This window comes from Alkaliflexus imshenetskii DSM 15055 (assembly GCF_000517065.1).
GTDB classification, from domain to species: domain Bacteria; phylum Bacteroidota; class Bacteroidia; order Bacteroidales; family Marinilabiliaceae; genus Alkaliflexus; species Alkaliflexus imshenetskii.
This window is the reverse complement of sequence record NZ_KI912105.1, coordinates 336396-357328: the sequence shown is the minus strand read 5'-3', so window position 1 is coordinate 357328 and position 20933 is coordinate 336396. Positions and strand designations below refer to the sequence as shown.

Below are 20933 nucleotides of genomic sequence, written 5' to 3'. Positions count from 1 at the left end.
ATTTGAACAACTAAATCCAAATCTATGAATTTTTTAAGGTTTAAGAGATGGCTTTTTTTAAGCCTGATGGTTAGTCTATTGTCTTTTGGGACAATGGCTCAGATTACTGTTCGAGGTACAGTTATTTCATCCGATGACAACTTGCCATTGCCAGGAGTAAGTATCGTAATCGAAGGTACAACCAGAGGAACAGTAACAGATTTTAATGGAACCTATTCTCTAGAGTCTGATGCAAATGCAGTTCTTGTGTTTTCTTTTATAGGCTTTGATAATGTAAGAGAATTAGTAGATGGCCGAACGCAGATTAATGTGTCATTAAGGCCTGAAATAAGCCAAATTTCGGAGATTATTGTAATGGGATATTCTTCTCAGTCAAAAGCAGAATTAAGTAGTTCTATTGTTACTTTGGATGCTGAGAAAATAAGGGGAGTTACTACTTCCGATATAGGAACAATGCTTCAAGGAAAAGCAGCAGGCGTACTCGTCTCAAGTGCCTCTGGACAACCAGGATCGTCCAGTCAGATTAGGATACGAGGGACAGGTTCAATCACAGCTCAAGCTAGTCCCTTATATGTTGTGGATGGCATACCTCATGGATCATTTAATCCCAATGATGTTGAATCTATAACAATTCTGAAAGATGCTGGCGCAACTGCATTGTTTGGTTCTGCTGCTGCTGGTGGAGTTATTGTTGTTACAACAAAGCATGCAAAAAGAAATCAGCCAACAAGTATGAACTTCCGTTCAACGTATGGTCAAAAAGAAGCGTTACAAGGCAACTTCGAGATGATGACAGGAGAGGAATTGTACGATACGCATAAAGCGATGTTTAGTCCAGCCTTATTCAATATGCAGCGACCAGCAGAATTGCGTGAACGTAATTTTAACTGGTTGGATGCGGCCTTTAATACTGGAAACCTGCAAAATCACTATTTATCTTTTTCCGGAGCTTCAGAGAAAACCCGATATTTTGCCAGTGTTGATTATTATCAGGAGGATGGTACATTAATTAACACCAACTATGACAGGCTGTCTGCCCGACTAAATTTAAATACGCAATTGAATAATTCTGTTGAGATGAACGTGCGTGTGAATTATTCAAATTCTGGAAATCAAGGAGCTTCAAGTTATATGACATCAGAAGATGGATATAAAAACACACCATGGGATAGTCCGTATGATGCAGATGGTAATATTGTAAAAATAGACAGTGATACCCGACCAGATAATGGAAAGCGTTGGTATTCACAAGACAGGAGGAATTTCTTACACAGTGAGTTATATAACTATAGTAAATGGGGCGGATCTTCCCTCATGAACGATGTTCAGTTCAATTGGACAATTACCGACTGGCTTATTTTTACCACGTCGAACAGATTTAGCCAGAGTGTATCGAAATCTCAAACATTCGTAGATCCGCGTACATACCATCCATCATATTCTAATGGCTATAAAAGTGAGCTAATTAGCCAATCCCAGTCATGGAACACCTCGAACCTTCTTAAGGTTAAGCAGTCTTTGAATAGCCACTCTTTTGATGGATTGGTAGGTTATGAATATGGCGAGTATTCGTCAGAGTATACGGGTGCTGAGGGTGTTGGAATGCCAAATGGTATGGATGCACTAAATTCTGCTTCTGTTTACGGAATAACTGGATATCGGGTGCCTGGTGCAGGTTGGTCTGTGTTCTCTCAATTGCAATATAATTATGGTGGGAAATATTTTGCCACAGTTTCAGGTAGAGTCGATGCGTCATCGAAATTTGGTCCAAAAAAGAGAGAGGGTTTTTTCCCAGCTGGTTCATTGGCATGGCTTATTTCTCAGGAAGATTTTTTGGCAGGCAACTATACCATTTCATATTTAAAGCTTCGAGGTAGCCATGGGGTAACTGGCAACTCAAATATTGGGTCGTTTCAGTATCTCTCAACATATAATCTAAATTCAACATACCAGGATAACGTTGGAGCCACTCCATCGCGTCTGCCCAATCCGTATTTAAGTTGGGAAACTGCTCATATGACTGGTGTAGGTATAGATTTGGGACTTTGGCGAAGAATTGATTTAGCCATTGATTTATATAATATTGATAACAAAGATTTGTTGTTAAATGTACCTGTTTCGCCGTCCACTGGTTTCTTTGAGATTACTGATAATGTGGGAAGTGTTAGAAATAGAGGTATAGAAGTTCAGTTAGACACTGAGAATATAAACGGTAGGAATTTTAGCTGGTCATCAAGTTTTAATATTGCCTTTAACAAGAATGAAGTTAGAGAAACACCTGATGATGCATCATTTATTCAAGCTGCAGGAAGCACAACTGTTTATCAGCAAGTTAAAAGAGGTCAGGATATCTTTAGTTGGTATATGCCAAAATGGGTAGGCGTAGATAGTAATAATGGAGATCCTTTATGGGAAAAGCTTGTAAGAGATCAAGATGGAAGTATCATAGATCGTATAACCACAAATAATTACAATGAAGCAGACCTACAGGTTGTAGGAAAAGCAACACCAAAATTCAGCGGTGGATTTAATAATACTATGTCTTATAAAAATCTTACGCTAAATGTAAGTACCAACTTTTCATATGGTGGGGATATTTATAATCGTTCCAGAGAGTTTTTTGATGCAGACGGTGCCTATTTGGGATATAATATGCAAAAGTTAAGACCAGAATGGAATCGATGGGAGCAGCCGGGCGATGATGCAACCCATCCAAAATTGGCCATGAACGGTAATAAGGCATCCAATAAAACTTCCTCCCGCTATTTGGAAGATGGTAGCTACTTCAGGGTTAAAAATATCAGTCTTTCTTATAATGCTCCAAGAAACTGGATTGAATCTATGAAGATTCAGAATCTTAGATTTTTTGTGTCAGCTGACAATGTACTAACCGTTTCCAAATTTTCTGGCATGGATCCAGAGATTAGTCTTGAAAGATCAGCTTGGTCGCTGGCGGGGTTATACACTTTTAGTTACCCGATAAGTCGTCAGTACTTGTTTGGAGTGGATATTACTTTCTAAACTGATAAAAGAATTATTATGAAAAAGATATTAGCAATAGCAATCGGATGTTTAATAGGTTTTACATCCTGCGAGTTAGATTTCTTTCCAACAGACGCCATGACTCCTGACCAATTGAAATCAGATCCAGGCGGCGCACTGTATGCGACGGATGGAAATTACTCAATGTTTAAGGACAGATTACCCTATCGTGGAGAGACTTCTGGTTATTCCGGAAACTCATACGTACGTCATTTCTTTCAGATGGCAGAGTTTCCAAGTGATAATATATGTTTAGCAGGACGTACCAGTGATCCTTTGTATGAGGCGAATACTTACAAAAGAGATGCAACCGTACGTAATGTAACGTATCTGTGGTGGATTGGTTATCGCATAATAAACGGAGCCAATTCAGTAATCGAATCTGTTCAAGATGGCGCATCTCCTGAAAGTGATCATTTAAAAGGTGAAAACTATTTTTTACGAGCTCTTGTACATTTAAACCTTTCAACAATTTTTTCCAAGCACTATTCACATGGACGTGAAAATGTTGGAATCATTTTGAGAAGAAGCACCGATACATCAGTAACCCAGAGAGCTACAGTTGGAGAGGTTTATGATTTAATTGTAGAGGATCTTGAAAATGCTATAAGGCTGATGAGTAATGGCCGAAGAAGAGGAAATGCGGGGTATGTGTCAACGGAGGCTGCTCAAGGACTTCTCTCAAGGGTTTATCTCTACATGGAAAAGAACCAGGAAGTTATTGATCTGGTTAATGGGATGCTAGGAGGGGCTGATGCAGCGTCCAAATTAGAGCCTACATCCAGTTTTCCTAATTACTTTGCAAATGCGCTGAATTCAAGAGAGACTTTATGGGCTGTTGCGCACACGTCAATTGAAAGTCGTGGAACATCTTCTATTGGTTCTATGTATCTGACAGATGGGCAGGGATGGGGTGAAATATATTCTTCTGATCCCTTAAACGATCTTTTTGAATTAAATCCGAATGATGTCAGGTACTCATATATTAAGCCTCAATATGTACCTAACTCAACCGACTATATGGTGAGATGGGCAGTAAAAAGCGCTGCGGATGATTTCTATGAAAATGAAATACGTATTGTAAGCTTTGATGCAGGATCAGGTAAGTACTATTTCAATGAGAATGGAACCAATGTATTTGTAGAAACAGAAACTGTTAATGGCCGTGAGCAGCATTATATCATGTTGAATGGCAAGAAGCAGGTTCGGTTAACCCGAAGAATGTATGAGCGTCAATCCTGGCCAAAATATTTCGTCACAAAATTCTCCTATCAGGATGGAGATCCAATGTTAAGTTCTCCGGTGATGCTTCGATGGGCTGAGGTGATTTTAAATCGAGCTGAAGCATATGCAAAAACCGGAAAAAATACTGAAGCACTTGCCGATGTAAATGTAATCAGACAACGAGCCGGCTTGTCAGGGACACAGTTGTTTTCTCAATCGAATATGAGAGGCTATACCGATATATTGGAAGTTGTGCTTGATGAGCGTCGTCTTGAGTTGGCCTTTGAAGGACATCGCACATTTGATGTGTATCGTAATAAACGCTCCATGGATCGCAGATATGCTGGTGTTCATCCCTGGGAGATTATTGAACACACTGACAATCGCATTCAATATTTTATACCACTTGATGAGATAACTGTAAGTAATATTCCTCAGAATCCTTAGTTGTTTAATTTTAATCTTTATTTCTATGAAAAGTTCATTTTTAAAGTTGAGTTTGCTTTTTGCAGGATTTGCTGCAATCGCGTTAATGGTAGGCTGTAGCAGTGACGACAAAGAAGCTGATCCAGTACCTCCAGTGGCTAAGTTTTCATTTAGCGTAGATGGTCAAAGTGTTGTATTTACCAATGAATCAACCAATGCACAAAGTTACCAATGGACATTTGGTGATGGAAATACCTCAACCGAAGCCAATCCAACTCACGAGTTTGAAGATTATGGTACATTCAGTGTAAAACTTACTGCGACTGGTGCAGGAGGTGTTGATGAAGTAACCAATAATGTGGTCATTGAAAGTCCGATTATTGTTGTTGATGGCAATTTCAGTGACTGGGCCGAAGTTCCAGCAGCTAAATTGTTTACTGCCTCAATAGTTGAAAGTGAAACTACTCTCGCCCGTCTAAAAGAGATGAAAGTCACCAGTGATGAGTTGTTTATTTACATGTATTTTAAGATGGATACGTTGCACGCAAATGCCATGGATATCTATTTGAATACTGATTTGAACACAGAGACTGGATACAATGGCTGGATGTGGAGAAATCATGCATCTGATTATCTAATGCAAGGATTTAAAAATGCCAATTATGACATGAGATTAGCTCAGTATGATGAGTCTAAAGGCGGAGCATGGGGATGGTTAAGCCCCAATGTTGTTGAAGAAGGTAACGGCCTGTTTACCATGTCAGCGATGAAAACTGTTTCTGGTAATATTGTGGAATTCGAAGCAAAGATTATTCGTGAATTTATTCCAGGTTTGGGTTCACAGGTGCGTATTAGCGTAGGTCATTCAGGTGTAGAAGGAGGGCCTTGGTCTACATCCGGTGGTTTACCAATGGTTCCTGCAGAAGGAGAAAAGAACGAGCCATTGCTTGTAACGCTACAATAATTAAATCAAGAGATTTGTTTTAGTTAAATGTTTGAAATAGAAATGACTGCCTTTGGATTTTTGTGTTATTTGCTTCGTTGTGTGAGCTTTACAATTGTTTAAGCAATTTTAAAACCAGATAAATTCAGATATAGAACAGAGGTTCATGGCAGTCATTTTTAAATAGTCTTAAATGGAGTGTTGCGGGGATTTTTGAGTCTCGGGGCAACGAAATTAAGCCAGTTATGAAAAAAAACACAATAAGTTTATTTGGAATCTTTGTTCTGTCTCTTTTAGTTTTATCATGTGAGAAGGATGACAAAGTATCTCCGGATAATTTACTCACCCGTATCGAGTATGTTGAAAGTGACTCGATATTTGTGAATCCCGAGAGAGGATTCTATGCTTTTCAAGAGTTTCGCTCCGATAATAATAATGTACTAACATTGAGTTCGTTAGCTCATTTGCGTAATAACGCAATGAGTCTGGTGTATACCACTTATACGATGCCAGACTACCGGGATAAGTTGATTCCTCAGGATTTTTTAGATCGAATAAGAGATAACATGGAAGTATTACGAGCTGGTGGATGTAAAACCATTCTTCGTTTTCGATATACTTCTAGTACCAACGATACACCATGGGATGCACCTGAAGATATAGTCCATGAACACGTACGTCAGCTTACGCCATTGCTTCATGATTATTCAGATGTGATTTTAGTTTTGGAGGCTGGATTTATAGGCGTTTGGGGTGAATGGTATTACACAGAGCATTTTAATTATCGACCCTCAGAGGATGAGTATGGTCCACGACGTCGACTACTTGATGCCTTGTTAGAAGCACTGCCAACAAACCGAATGATTTGTGTGAGATATCCAGCTGCTAAACTCTATTCTTTTGGATTACACCACACAGATACTATTACACGAGCGGATGCATATAATGGTTCACCTTTATCGCGTATCGCCTTTCATAATGATTGTTTTTTAGCTGATCAAGATGATCGAGGTACGTTTGGTGGAAATCGCAATTTTAGAAGATATTGGGCTGCCGAGTCTAAGTATTTAGCGATGGGTGGAGAGACTTGTGGCGTCTCAAGTTATTCAACTTGCTCAAATGCCATCGAGGATCTTGCAAAATATCACTGGTCTTTTTTGAATATTTCATATCATCCATCAGTAATTGGGCAATGGAATAATGAGGGATGTATGCCTGAAATCAGAAGACGCTTAGGATATCGATTCGTGTTAAATTATGGAGAATATTCCACAAAAGCTGAAGCCGGAAACAAGTTTGAAATGACATTAAATTTGAAGAATGTAGGATTTGCAGCTCCATTTAATCCGCGTGATTTAGAAATTGTATTTGTTTCAAAGGTTGATGAATCAGAGGTATATAAACTAAAGTTACAGGAAGACCCCCGCTTTTGGTTTCCTGATGAAGATATTGAGTTTAGTGCAGTATTTGGTTTACCTGTGAATATGCCTGTTGGAGAATACAACGTCTATCTTCATCTTCCTGATCCGGAATCCCATTTGTATGGTCGTAAAGAGTTTAGCATTCGTTTTGCCAACGAAGGCGTCTGGGATTATAAACACGGTTATAACCATATTCATTCTGTAACTATTAATGCCCCCTCCACCAATGTTGGCTTTCAGGGCGATTTTCTACGCAAGGTGAATTAAAAATCGGATAGGATAGATTACTGAATGTTAATTTCCGCTGAAATGAGAAAGTATGTATTTCTTTTAATTGTAGTTTTATGTTTAAAGGTAGATGCCAATCTACTTTTCGAACATTATACCCTGAGATTCCCCGTATTGATGCACATACTCATGCAGGGGCTGATATAGGCACAATATGTAATTACATGCGTATTCGCGAACAATTGAGTAATAATCATAAAGTTGATTTGATGCATTGGATTAACCTGGATAACCGGCATGCACCAATTCAGTGTATTGATTCAGTCAAGTCTCTATCAGACGGGAAAATGTCATTTGTCTATGGGAACTACAACCCTGAAAGTTTATTACAAGAAGGCATTCAGAGTTTTGAAGCTCGGGTTAGCGAATCTTTCGGTTATAAGTTATGGTTTGGTCCTGTTGCAAGACGTCAAAGTAATCTATTCCATCTGGAGTTAATTAATGATGAGCGGTTGTATCCGTATTTCAGCTATTTAAGTGAAAATGGAATTCCGCTTATCGGATTACATATTGCGGATCCGAATGGCCAATTTGGTGACAGAACACCATGGTGTCCGAATCCTATTGTGTTTTGGCGACAAATAACTGCATTTGAACAGTTGTTGATTCAGCATCCTGATCTGTTGGTGATTGCAGCACATGGGGCATGGCTTGTCTGTCAGGATGCACAACTGGATTATCTTAGGTATTTATTGTCAACGTATTCAAATTTGTACATTGATATTGCCGCAACATTTCAATACTTTAATCGATTAAACAGAGAAAACCTGAGAGATTTTTTTATTCAATATTCCGATCGGATTTTGTTTGGTACCGATATCGGTTTTGTTTCAAACTCCAGTATTGATGAGTTTGTTGATAGATATAACAAATGTTTTATGGTTCTGGAGACAAATGATGTAGTTCCTGGAAGTTTTTTTGGAAATGAAGATATTCAGGGACTTGCATTGCCAAAAGAGGTGTTGATGAGAGTTTATTATGACAACGCCTATCGTCTGTTGCTACATCGGACGCTTTAATATTTTTTAGTTTAGGTTTAAATGGATTGTTTCGTTTTGTTTTGTTTGAGCGAATGGTTACTTTTGGAAAAAAAGATATGATTAAGGAAGTTTCTACATTAGAAAGGCGTTTGGCCATCTTGGATGAGTTAACAAAAGAGTCAATTGTACGTGTTAGTGATCTCGTTGAACGATTTCAAGTTTCAGAAGTAACCATCCGTAAAGATTTAACTCAACTAGAAAAGAAGAAGCAATTAATTAAAGTAAGGGGAGGCGCTATTCTAAATAAGTCTACAAAGGTTGAATCCGATGATATACCTGTGAATGATAAGCAATTACATCATTTATTGGAAAAGCAAAAAATAGGTAAAGCTGCCGCATCACTTATTCAAGAGGATGATACTATAATTCTTGATTCGGGCACGACCACATGTGAGATTGCACGGAATTTAGGAAAGTTTAATAGTTTAACGATTATAACAAATGCTTTAAATGTAGCGGCAGTATTAAATGAATACAAGCGGTTTTCAATAATTGTACCCGGGGGATATCTGCGTAATACCTCCTTGTCACTTACCGGTCATATGGCTGAAACCGTTTTAAAGGACTTTTATTGTGATAAATTGTTTTTAGGAGTCGATAGTTTTAGTATTGAAACCGGAGTTTCGACTCCGGTTTTGGAAGAGGCACGTATTAATCAAATAATGATTTCGATTTCGAAGGAAGTTATCGCAGTTTGTGATTCAAGCAAATTCAATAAACGTGGATTTGCGTTTATTGCTCAGATAGCGGATATAGATACGATCGTAACTGATAGTGGTATTCCAGATAATCTTCATCGCAAATTAATTGAATTAGGCAAAAAGGTGATTGTAGTTTAGGAGAATAGACATAGAGTACATCACAATATTTCAAACCTTTTAAAATAACTGATACTATTTCTGATAGGTCGGATAGGAATTTTTTATGTCAAATTTTACTTAAAAATGATATTTATGGCTAAAAATAATGTGTTTCAACAAAAATGGTTTTTGTTTGCATTGTTTACCACTATTTCATGGGGAATATGGGGTGCTTTGATCGAGATTACTGAAAAAGCTGGTTTTCCTGCCACTTTAGGATATGTAGTATGGGCATTAACGATGGTTCCTTGTGCCATCATCGCACTTTTGGTTTCGAAGGTACGATTAGAGTATTCGCCAAAGCAAATCGCATATGGGATGATTGTTGGGTTAACTGGAGCAGGTGGTCAGCTCGTTCTATTTCAGGCTCTAAGAGAGGGGCCAGCTTATATTATTTTCCCAATCATCTCCTTATCCCCAGTTGTAACAATAATTTTATCCTTTGTTTTTCTCAAGGAACGAACCACTTTAAGAGGTTGGATTGGAATTGTGTTTGCACTGGTTGCGATATTTTTGTTATCATATACAAAATCAAACAGTAATGGTATAGAAAGCTTCCTTTGGCTTGTATTACCCGGATTGGTTTTTTTAGCCTGGGGTACACAAGCAGTATTTATGAAGATTGCCAACACCAAAATGCGTGCAGAGAGTATTTTTACCTACATGGCCATTTCGGCAGTTCTAATGATACCTGGAGCACTGTATCTAACAGATTTCTCGGTTGATATAAATTATGGATTAACTGGGCCATATCTGGCGGCAATTATTCAAGTGTTAAATTCAGTAGGCGCATTATTCTTGGTGTATGCATTGCGATATGGGAAAGCCATTATTGTCTCTCCAATGACAAATGCACTCTCACCTATCATTACGATTATAATTTCTCTTGCAATATATGCCGTGTTTCCAAGTTTCTTAATGATTTCAGGAATGGTATTAGCTATAGTTGCAATTTATCTTTTTTCATTTGATTAATACGTGTTTTGTTGTAAAGGTTTGTTTTATTAATTAGTGTGTGTTTTTGTTTGGGTGAAAAGGCTGATTAAGAATTAGATTCTTCAGTCTTTTTTCCTGAACTGTCTAGCAGTTTGCACAATTCATTTTCGTCATGTCTTGTTTTATTCTCATTTCCTATCAAGCGTAAGCTTTCTTCTTTAATGCACTTGGTGCATGTTATCATACTATCTCCATACCTATAAGTGCTATCTGTGGTTTTGGTAGCCAGCTCTTTTAGTGTCTGTTTGTTACTGTCAAATAGATTTTATCCCCCCATTTTACCCAAATTCAAATTTTAAGCTTTATGAAACTAAATTTACTCTTAAGTATAAGTCTTTGTTTCTTTACGTTTAATGTATTAGGACAAACCAGTGTTACCTACACAGAAACCAATGAAATTATTGCCAATCCTGAAAGAGGGTTGCAGAAGTACTCGATTACCAATGCCAGCTATAACAATACATCAGGTTATACAAACCTGAGTCAATCCACTCTTGAAGGTTGGCGAACAGGTGATGATAAAGTAACGGTGATATTTCGCTATTTTTTGTTGGATAATTTTATTAATTCGAACATTTCACAAACGTATCTGAGCAATATACAGAATGATTTTAATGTTATTCGCAATGCAGGACTTAAGTGTATCGTTCGGTTTTCTTATAGTAACGCTCAATCATCGTCACCACAACAACCAATTAAATCCAGAATTCTCACCCATATCAACCAACTAGCACCCTTGCTCGAGGCTAATAAGGATGTGATATATTCACATCAGGCCGGATTTCTTGGAACATGGGGAGAATGGTATTATACAAATTCTGAAGAGTTTGGCACAGATGGCACAGTGAATTCAACTCAGTGGGCCAATAGGAAAGAAATTGTTGATGCCATGCTTTCTGCCACACCTGTAAACGTTCCTGTTCAGGTTCGCTACCCAAAAATAAAGCAGACAATGTATGGCACCACTCAATTGACACCATCCACGGCCTATCAAAATACCCCAATAGCCAGAGTTGGGTTTTACAATGATGCTTTTTTAAATACCTGGGGAGATCAGGGGACTTATAGTGGAGTAGGTCAATATGTAAATCCAGTAGGAACAGCTGATTATGTTTACCTGGCAAATGAAACCAGATATACCCCAATTACAGGCGAAACAAATGGTTTAAACTCCCCACGAACCGATGGTGCAAATGCAGTTATTGAATTGAATGCGACCAATTGGTCGACTCTCAACAAAGATTATTTTGCGCAGAACATTACCAATTGGATTAATTCCGGGCATTTCCCGGAGATTCAGAGACGACTTGGTTATCGTTTTGTTTTGAAAAATGGAACGTATAGCATAAGCGGGACCTCACTTTCGGTTAATATTGTGATTCAGAATGTAGGCTTTGCAAGATTAGTTAAACCCAGAAGCGCAGTCCTTGTATTAAGAAATTCTGCAAATGGTAATGAGTATTCATATACACTTAATACTGATCCAAGAACGTGGGAGGGACAGATTACTATTTCACAGACAATAAATATTAGCTCAATACCCAATGGAGTTTATACAGCACATATAAGGTTGGCCGACTCCAATTCCGTACTAGCAACTCGTTCTGAGTATAGTATTAGGTTTGCTAACAGTAATGTTTGGGATAGTTCGCACGGATATAACAATTTGAATTATTCTTTTACGAAATCATCAACTCCTCCTCCAACTGGAGGTGATTGTCCTTCAATCAATGTTAATATTGACGGTCATGTAAACGAGTGGTCTCAGGTTGATGTTTATGCTCAGTTAGGAGGAGAAGTATTTAAAGTTTATAATGATGCGGATTATGTTTATTTTATGTTTTCCGGAAACAGTTTTGTCAACTATCAGATATATATAGATTCAAATAATGGTGTTTCTGGATATACCTCTCACAGTTGGACTGGCCTTGCAGCTGATTTTAGAATTGAGAACGGAGGTTTACGACAATATACAGGAAGCGGTACGGACTGGAGTTGGAATAATCTGGGAAGCCTCACAGCTGCAGTGAACAATGGTAAAGTAGAAGTTCGAATGCCACGAAGCTATTTTTCCGGAAGTGGATTTAAAGCAGGTTTCAGAACATTGAATTCCAGTTGGCAGGTTGTTAATTTCTTGCCAGCACAACAAAGTGTGACAGATTATGTGATTTGTCTTCCGTCTTCATGTCCGAACATTGATGTGAATGTTGACGGAAGTGTTAATGAATGGGCTCCTATTGATATATATGCTCAGGTAGGAGCTGAAATGTTCAAAGTATATGACGATGCAGATTATGTTTATTTTATGTATTCCGGAAACAGTTTTGCCAACTATCAGATATATATAGACTCAAACAATGGTGCTTCCGGATATACTTCTCACAGTTGGACTGGCCTTGCAGCTGATTTTAGAATTGAGAACGGAGGTTTACGACAATATACAGGAAGTGGAACAGACTGGAGTTGGAATAATCTGGGAAGCCTCACAGCTGCAGTGAACAATGGTAAAGTGGAAGTTCGAATGCCACGAAGCTATTTTTCCGGAAGTGGATTTAAAGCAGGTTTCAGAACATTGAATTCCAGTTGGCAGGTTATAAGCTATTTGCCAGCGCAACAAGCTGTCACAGAGTATGCAATTTGTACCGGAGCCTTAAAAAATACTCGAATATTCAGTGATGAGAGTAGAAGTGACATAGGCCAGGTTGAGCAGTTATTTGTATATCCAAACCCTGTAAAAGATGTAATTTTTATCAGAAATGAATTATCAGTTTCAGAAATACGTCTTTTTTCAGTTGAGGGCGTATTGCTTAAAAAAGTTTTGCCCAATGATTGTCTCACGGGAATATGTCAAGTGAGCGTATCGGACTTGACCACAGGTGTTTACTTTTTGGTGGTGAAAACTGGTATGGCAACCAAAACAATTAAAATAATAAAGAATTAACTGTTTGAGTAAAGCAAGTTTGTTATACGCTCAGTGTGTCAGGTGTGCTTATATTAACAATGTTACTTCAAGTTTAAAGCGATAATTAGTTCCTGTGCTACAGGAACTAATTATCGACTACTATAAATTTACAATATAACGTATCATGAAAATAAAAGTATTCAGTCTTTTAGCGCTTTTCACCATAATTTCTGTTGTTTGTACCGGTCAAACAACAATTAATTATATGGAGACCAGTGATGTTTTTGCCAATCCTGAAAGAGGGTTGCAGAAATATTCTATTACAAACAGTAACTATAACACTACAGCTGATTATAGTAATTTAAATCAAACCACTTTAACTGGATGGAGAACCGGAAATGATAAAGTGACTGTGATTTTTCGCTATTTTCTTTTAAGTGCTTTTCTGGAAAACGAAATATCCCAGATTTATCTGAATAATATTCAAAAAGACTTTGATATTATCCGGAATGCCGGCCTTAAGTGTATTGTACGATTTTCATATAGTAATGGAAGAAGCACTGCACCGCAACAGCCGGTTAAATCGCTAATGTTATCTCATATCCATCAACTGGCTCCCCTATTGGAAGCCAATAAGGATATTATTTTTTCGCATCAAGCCGGATTTCTTGGTACTTGGGGTGAATGGTATTACACTAATTCATCTGAGTTTGGAACTGATGGAAGTATTACAACAGCTCAATGGGCTAACAGAAAAGAGATAATTGACGCCATGCTTGAGGCCACGCCTGTTGAAATTCCGATTCAAGTGCGTTACCCTCGCGTAAAGAGAACCATGTATGGAAACACACAGCTCACAGAATCAACAGCCTATCAGAATACCCCAGCAGCTCGTATTGGTTTTTATAACGATGCGTTTCTAAATCGTTGGGGAGATATGGGTACCTATAGTGTAAGCGGAGAAAACACGAGTCCTGTGGGATCTGCAGATTACAATTATCTGGCAAATGAAACAAAGTACACACCCATGACTGGTGAAACCAATGGGGTAAATGCACCTCGAACAGATGGGGATAATGCGCTCAATGAGATGGAATTGACCAATTGGACAACCCTCAACAGGGATTATTTCACACAGAATTTTACCAACTGGATAAATTCGGGTCATTATCCAGATATTCTTCGAAAATTGGGCTATCGATTTGTTTTGGATAAAGGTGATTATCACATGGCAGATAACCAATTAAGCATAGAACTCACAATTAAGAATGTTGGGTTTGCGAGAATGTTTAAAGAAAGAAAAGTCTGGCTTATTCTTAAAAACAGCAATAATGGTGATGAGTATTCCTTTTTAATAGATTCTGACCCCAGAACCTGGGAGGAGACATCAATAATTAATCAAACTATTGATATAAATGAAATTTCTATTGGACATTATGAATGCTATCTGAGCCTTCCTGACTCTGATTCTGAACTTGCTTTACGTCCTGAATATTGTGTCAGATTTGCAAATCAAAATGTATGGATAGACGAGAGTGGTTATAATGATCTGAATTTTGCATTTGAAAAAACGACTACCAGTATTTTTGAAAATATAAATGGGAGTTCGGTCAACAACGGCAAATCACTGATGATAGTTCCCAATCCGGCATCAGACATAATACATGTAAGTGGTTCAGATTTGATCGCCGGTCAATCAATGGTTCAGATTTTTTCCATCACTGGACAACTTGTTTATTCACAAATGCAAAAGATGTTCAGTTCTTTCACTACTGCCGGTTTTCAACTTGATGTATCTCATCTGGCTCAAGGATTATATACCGTTGTTATTATTTCCGAAAATGGCAAAGCACAAGGGGTGTTTATAAAAGGAAGTCTATCAGTTAAGTAGTTTACTGTTAAATCGCCTTAATCAATTTTCGTTCTTTCGCTTTTAGTTTTTGAGAAAGGCAAATTAAAACGGAAGTTTCATGCGTAATGGTTGTCAATTTGAAAGTTCAAACAGAATCAGATCATTTGTGTAAACCCTAAAGATTATCTTTAAATGAATCAATTCCATATTTTAACCCGTTCTTTATCGATCCTATACCTGTTAACTATAAACGGTATTTTTATTTCAGTATTCTCCGCGAATAATGATATTAACAAGTCTGCTTACAGTTATACTGAGTCAATGGTCGATTTTCCTAACCCTGAACGAGGTTTTTACCGGTATTCGATTGCCATAAGCGATAATTATATTACGTTAACTCCTGAAGAGCTCAGGAGTTTTCGAGAGGAAAATGTTGTTCCAGGCGCTGATTATGGTGTGATAAGCACGTTGGTGTTCAGATATTTTGTAATGAGTTGTTTTATAGGAGAGGAGCTTTCTCAAGCCTATCTCGATAGTATCCGGGTTGATTTTAAAGCAGCGCGGTTGGGCGGGGTGAAACTTATACCGAGGTTTGTTTACACCACAACTGCTAATCGGGGCGATTGTGGTTCATGGATTTGTCCACCATACGGCGATGCACCAAAAGAGATTGTTCTAAGGCATATCGAGCAGTTAAAACCTTTTTTTCAAGAGTATAGTGATGTGATTGCTGTGTTGCAAAAAGGATTCATAGGCACGTGGGGAGAGCAATATTATACAGATTATTTTGGTGATGCTTCCACATATAACGGGCAGGGTAAACTGTACAACAAGAATTGGAGCGATCGCAATGTGGTATTAACAGCATTGTTAGATGCGCTGCCAGAAAGCCGAATGATCCAGGTTCGCTACCCACAACAGAAGCAAAGATTTTTATTTGGTTATGAAGCGCCTACAAACTCCCCTGCTCTGGATGAATCGGAAGCATATAGTGGGAGTAATGCTTCTCGAATCGGACTGTATAATGATTGTTTCCTCTCAAGTTATTCAGATGTAGGAACCTATAGCGACTATGGGAATGATTTGACTGAACTTAGGATTGATACCACAAACTTAAAACCCTACCTGGCAAAGGATTCAAAATATACTGTGACAGGAGGAGAGACATGCCGAGACAATTGGAGTCCATTTAATAAATGCGACGGAAGAGCAGTTCATGAGTTTGAACGGATGCATTTTTCTTATCTCAACGCCCATTATAATAATACAGCGGTTAATAACCATTGGGTATCTGGAGGATGTATGGATGAAATAAAAAGGCGTTTGGGTTATCGGTTCGTGCTGAGAAACGCGCAGTTCGATAATTCTGTCATTGCCGGCGAATTTCTAAATCTTTCGATGGAAATAGATAATGTTGGATTTGCAGCTCCTTTTAACCCTCGTTCTGTGGAGTTACTCATGAGATCAGTAGATGATGGCACTGTTTATTCCTTTCAACTTATGGCAGATCCAAGGTTCTGGTTCGCGGGAACACACCAAATTCAAGAGCGCCTCTTAATTCCTGACGATATGCCCAGTGGCAGCTATGAAATATTATTAAGTCTGCCTGATCCGGCTGAACCACTCAAAAACAATCCGGATTTCAGTATCCGATTGGCCAATGAGAACCTCTGGGAGGCTGAAACTGGGTTTAACAAACTGTATCATTTATGTCATGTCAATTAGTAATTTCCAATTTTATAAATATGAAAAATTTAGCAATTGTACTTCTAGGATGTTTAATGTTTTCCTTGCTTTTAATTAGCTGTAGTCATAGAAAGGTTGATGTTATTAAACTGGCTGATAATGAAAAGGTATGGGTCGGTGTTATTAGTGATGGTCATCTTATGCCATTTAAAGAGTCGTATCAATTTGATATGTATGGCAACAACCGGTCTAATCAGGTGCAACCTCTGATTTTAACAAGTAATGGGCAGTACGTATGGAGTGAGGAACCATACCGATTTGAAGTCATGAGTAATAAAGTAAAAATATATGACGATTTTAATTCTGTAACAATTGGTAAGGCAGGAAATTCACTTGCAGAGGTTCAGCAATATGTTCGTGAACAGTTTTTTCCTACTACAGGTAAAATACCAGATGAACTGCTTTTTACAAAACCACAGTATAACACTTGGATTGAATTGACTTATAATCAAAATCAGGAGGATATAATTGAGTATGCCCGGTCAATAATCGCAAATGATTTTCCGGTTGGAGTGATAATGATTGATGACACCTGGCAGGAAGATTACGGACTATGGAATTTTCATCCTGGCCGGTTCCCTAATCCCCGTCAGATGATGGATGAGCTTCATAAAATGGGGTTTAAAGTAATGCTTTGGATATGCCCATTCGTAAGTGCAGATCAATATTTGGTCTATAATGAGTTGCGTGAGAAGAAGGCATTGTTGCTTGAGAAACAGTCGGATATGGATACATGGGATTCCGCCTTTGAACCAGCTATTGTAAGATGGTGGAATGGAGCATCCGCAGTGCTTGACTTTACAAATCCGGAGGCAATCAGATGGTTTGATGAACAGCTGGAGAGATTGGTTGTAGACTATAATGTGGATGGATTCAAGTTTGATGCAGGTGATTTTATTTTTTATCCATCAAATACATTAAGCCAACGTCACATAACACCCAATGAACACAGTCGTTTGTTTAATGAATTTGGCCTTAAATATCCCTTGAATGAATTTCGTGCATCCTGGAAAATGGCGGGAGAGCCTCTTGCCCAACGACTGTGGGATAAGGCTCATGATTGGAATGATGTAAAGAAACTGATACCGCAAATGGTATTGACAAATCTTATGGGCTACACATTTTCTTGTCCGGATATGATTGGCGGAGGAAGCTTCACAACCTTTCTAAACGAGGCAGATATTGATCAGGAGTTGATTGTAAGATCAGCACAGATTCACGCCCTGATGCCAATGATGCAGTTTTCAGTGGCTCCATGGCGGATATTAAACAAGGAAAATTTTAATGCAGTTAAAAAAGCTATAGAGACACGAGAAAAATATATGCCATTGATTATGCAATTGGTGTTGGAGTCATCAAAAACCAATGAGCCAATAATTAAACACATGGAGTATGTTTTCCCACATCAAGGTTTTAGTGGTGTCAATGACCAGTTTATGCTTGGTGATTCAATTTTGATTGCACCGGTAGTAGATTCAGGTGTTGCTGGTCGTGAAATTCATTTGCCTGGAGGCCGATGGTTGGCCGATGATGGTAATATTTATGATGGAAATCAAAAAGTATTTGTTGATGTTCCCATTGATCGGCTCCCTGTATTTGAACTTATGAATTAGTAAAGTTATCAAAGGCGCAGAGCGGTTTTAAATTCCGTTGTGCCAGATTTCCGAATTGTATTAAAAAATATGAAGCTATGAGAATTAGGAGTTTATTTAATGTCCGTTTAGTGGCATTTTGGTTATTTTTTTTCAGTGCAATGATTCATTCAATCTCTCAAAACTCTTCAGACACAAGGGTGCTATTTCCGCGAGGAATTGGCGTAAACGTTGGTCAGGTAGGCTGGATGAGCGGTAGTTCCGAAGACCCGTCAGGAGGCCCATGGCGGGCAGGCATAAGGAGAGATTTTGATGTGCGGGATTATAAGCCAATGGTAGAAGTAGGCCAGGAGTTGGGAATCCGATTTATGTCATTGTTTATTTTGGGGGAGTTTGACAGACTTAATATCCTTGGAGAGTATCCAACCAGTAATCCGGATGGTGAAAATTGGGATAATACCCGATATATAGGGCCACGGCAGATTGAGATTATGGATTATGTGAAAAGGAACGCCGCCAACATTGAATTTGGAATCACAGGAGTATTGCATGAATATTGGGAAGATGGGTTTAAAACCCGAGCTGAATGGTTTGATGTTGCAAACCAAAAACCACGTAATGAAACAATCATTAGAAGAAATGTTGAGTTATTAAAGCGACTAATGGCGCAATATGGCATTACTCCTGAGAATGGTCATTCATTTCCTGAGAGTTTTATAGCATATGGTTTTTACTTTAATCCAGAGGCTGAGTATAGTCTAGGTAAAGTGTTAAGCGAGAATGGAATCAAGTATGCCAATACTCCTTTTGCAACCATTCATGGACTTAACAGACCTCCGCTTCTAAGTGGTGGTTTTGATCACGGTGTATTATTGCTTGACAGGTTTAATCACGGAAATTTATGGTACGATTACGGGGCGGTGCCCTCCGTGAAACCTGATGACATTCAGAGTGTAGTGGTTGAGTCTCATTGGGCCAATTGGTTAGGTTTTGATGATTTTCTTCAGCCAGCAGTCAATCAAGAATGGATAGATTTCCTGTTAACAATTCAGCGCGATCCCAATCATTATCTTGCAAAGAATACAGAGCAACTTTATTCGCAATGGTTATATAAGAAAAATACTATAGTTGAAGAAAAAGTGTCCGGTATTGTTTTGATAGATAATCGGAATATGCCTAATGAAGGCTTATTGTATAATCTGCTAGGAAATATGGTTTTAGCAGTTGCTTTAAAAGATGGAGAGCATATTTCTGAAGCAGTTTTAAATGGAGATAGGGTTGCATCAGTTTATGAAACAGAGGGCTATGCATATTTGTATTTGCCACCACTTGAAAAAAAGATTTACGAACTACAGTATTCGGTTGGCAGAAAAAGGATGAATCGAATTGTGCAAAATGATGGTACGTATAATATTTACAGGGTAGCTCATCTAAATAACCAAATGGAGATCGAGTTAAAAATGTATGGTGAACAGATTGTGAAAATATACACTGATAAGCCGAAAAATGTACGAAGTTTAAGTTCTGGTTTGGAGCTATTGTCTTTTGATTATGATAAGCGTACCTCAATTCTTAGTGTCAAATTACGCGGAAAAGACATGCAAGGAGAAATTGGAAGGTTACAGGTTGATTACTAAGTTTTCAGCAATCAATCTGAAATTTAAGTGATTGTTTTTTTATCATCTGTATATAATACACAATAGCAGAAGAGTTGAATTAGAGAACCAACCAGTTGTGAGCGTTTAGGATTGGTAAAACGAGGAGGATTAATAAATGGAAACTAACAGACGTATTTCAATACCAAGAAAGAGATGTGATATTGATATGGTTTCACACGATGGATAAAACGGAGCATAGCCACCCAAAAAACGGCTTAGTCGAAGTCTGAAAAATGGTCTAAAAGGCGTCAAAAAACGGAGCATTGCCGTTCAAAAACGCTGAAAACGGCCAAAAATGGTTTAAAAAACGGAGCATTGCCACCCAGCCTTTCTCTGGCTAAAGAAAATTGGAAGAAAAACGGAGCATTGCCACCCATTTTAAGTTTGTAACGACTTGGTTTAAAATCCGAAACGGAGCATACCCGTTCACTTTTTTGCCACTATTTTTCTATGCACAAATTGTATAGAGAAATATTAAAGCCATGGCAGGAAAGATAAAAGACATGAGTAAAGTAAAACAAATGCTCCGGCTACATCAAAATGGCGTTTCTAACCGCCAAATAGCCACAGAACTTTCAATAAACAAGGAAACGGTCAATCGTTACATTAAACGTGCTAAAGGAGACCATTTGCCCATTAGTGAATTGTTAAATCTCGAAGACCCGGTATTACAGCATCGGATGACAGGAGGCAATCCAGCCTATGTTGATAATCGCTTCGAAGAGTTAAAAGAAAAACTTTCCTACTACGAAAGGGAGTTAGGAAGGAAGCACGTAACACTTAAAACCCTATGGGAAGAGTATCTTGTTGAAAATCCCAATGGATATAGTCTGACACAGTTTCGGTACCATTTTCGGCAACATACCAAAGCCAAGCGGAAGAACCCTTCTTCGATCTTAAAGGATTTATATGTGCCCGGCGAAAAACTTTTTATTGACTTTGC

Annotated in this window: 13 protein-coding genes; all 13 read left to right on the top strand. The window is 38.3% G+C overall.

Annotation, left to right across the window (positions count from 1 at the left end; translation table 11 throughout):
• Positions 1 to 24 precede the first annotated feature (24 nt).
• The gene (locus tag ALKIM_RS0101620) at positions 25 to 3021 is read left to right on the top strand and encodes a SusC/RagA family TonB-linked outer membrane protein (RefSeq protein ID WP_084555765.1); all 2997 of its coding nucleotides are present in this window, start codon (positions 25 to 27) and stop codon (positions 3019 to 3021) included.
• Positions 3022 to 3039: 18 nt separating this feature from the next.
• Positions 3040 to 4713 (top strand): RagB/SusD family nutrient uptake outer membrane protein, encoded by a 1674-nt coding sequence (locus ALKIM_RS0101610; protein ID WP_084555764.1) that lies wholly within the window; start codon positions 3040 to 3042, stop codon positions 4711 to 4713.
• Positions 4714 to 4738: 25 nt separating this feature from the next.
• Positions 4739 to 5656 carry a PKD domain-containing protein gene (locus ALKIM_RS20300; RefSeq protein WP_026473132.1) on the top strand — a complete coding sequence of 306 codons (918 nt, stop codon included), beginning with the start codon at positions 4739 to 4741 and terminating at the stop codon, positions 5654 to 5656.
• 224 nt (positions 5657 to 5880) lie between these two features.
• Entirely contained in the window at positions 5881 to 7323 is a 1443-nt protein-coding gene (locus ALKIM_RS0101600; RefSeq protein WP_026473131.1) for a DUF4832 domain-containing protein, read from the top strand.
• Between the two features lie 77 nt (positions 7324 to 7400).
• Positions 7401 to 8363, top strand: a complete 963-nt coding sequence (locus ALKIM_RS0101595; RefSeq protein ID WP_026473130.1) for an amidohydrolase family protein — start codon at positions 7401 to 7403, stop codon at positions 8361 to 8363.
• 77 nt (positions 8364 to 8440) lie between these two features.
• The gene (gene agaR, locus ALKIM_RS0101590) at positions 8441 to 9223 is read left to right on the top strand and encodes a transcriptional repressor AgaR (protein WP_026473129.1); all 783 of its coding nucleotides are present in this window, start codon (positions 8441 to 8443) and stop codon (positions 9221 to 9223) included.
• Between the two features lie 114 nt (positions 9224 to 9337).
• Positions 9338 to 10219: a DMT family transporter gene (locus tag ALKIM_RS0101585; RefSeq protein ID WP_026473128.1), complete on the top strand. Its 882-nt coding sequence runs from the start codon at positions 9338 to 9340 to the stop codon at positions 10217 to 10219.
• 325 nt (positions 10220 to 10544) lie between these two features.
• The gene (locus ALKIM_RS19025; RefSeq protein ID WP_052345225.1) at positions 10545 to 13181 is read left to right on the top strand and encodes a DUF4832 domain-containing protein; all 2637 of its coding nucleotides are present in this window, start codon (positions 10545 to 10547) and stop codon (positions 13179 to 13181) included.
• Between the two features lie 145 nt (positions 13182 to 13326).
• Entirely contained in the window at positions 13327 to 15033 is a 1707-nt protein-coding gene (locus ALKIM_RS17225) for a T9SS type A sorting domain-containing protein (RefSeq protein ID WP_052345223.1), read from the top strand.
• A 153-nt stretch (positions 15034 to 15186) separates the two neighbouring features.
• Positions 15187 to 16719 (top strand): DUF4832 domain-containing protein, encoded by a 1533-nt coding sequence (locus ALKIM_RS17220; RefSeq protein WP_084555763.1) that lies wholly within the window; start codon positions 15187 to 15189, stop codon positions 16717 to 16719.
• 20 nt (positions 16720 to 16739) lie between these two features.
• Positions 16740 to 18353: a glycoside hydrolase family 31 protein gene (locus ALKIM_RS0101565; RefSeq protein WP_162148781.1), complete on the top strand. Its 1614-nt coding sequence runs from the start codon at positions 16740 to 16742 to the stop codon at positions 18351 to 18353.
• A gap of 77 nt (positions 18354 to 18430) precedes the next feature.
• On the top strand, positions 18431 to 19969 hold the full coding sequence (locus ALKIM_RS0101560; RefSeq protein ID WP_157363704.1) for a hypothetical protein: 1539 nt from the start codon (positions 18431 to 18433) through the stop codon (positions 19967 to 19969).
• Positions 19970 to 20472: 503 nt separating this feature from the next.
• On the top strand, positions 20473 to 20933 hold a 461-nt coding region (locus tag ALKIM_RS17215), incomplete at its 3' end, for a LuxR C-terminal-related transcriptional regulator (RefSeq protein ID WP_157363969.1).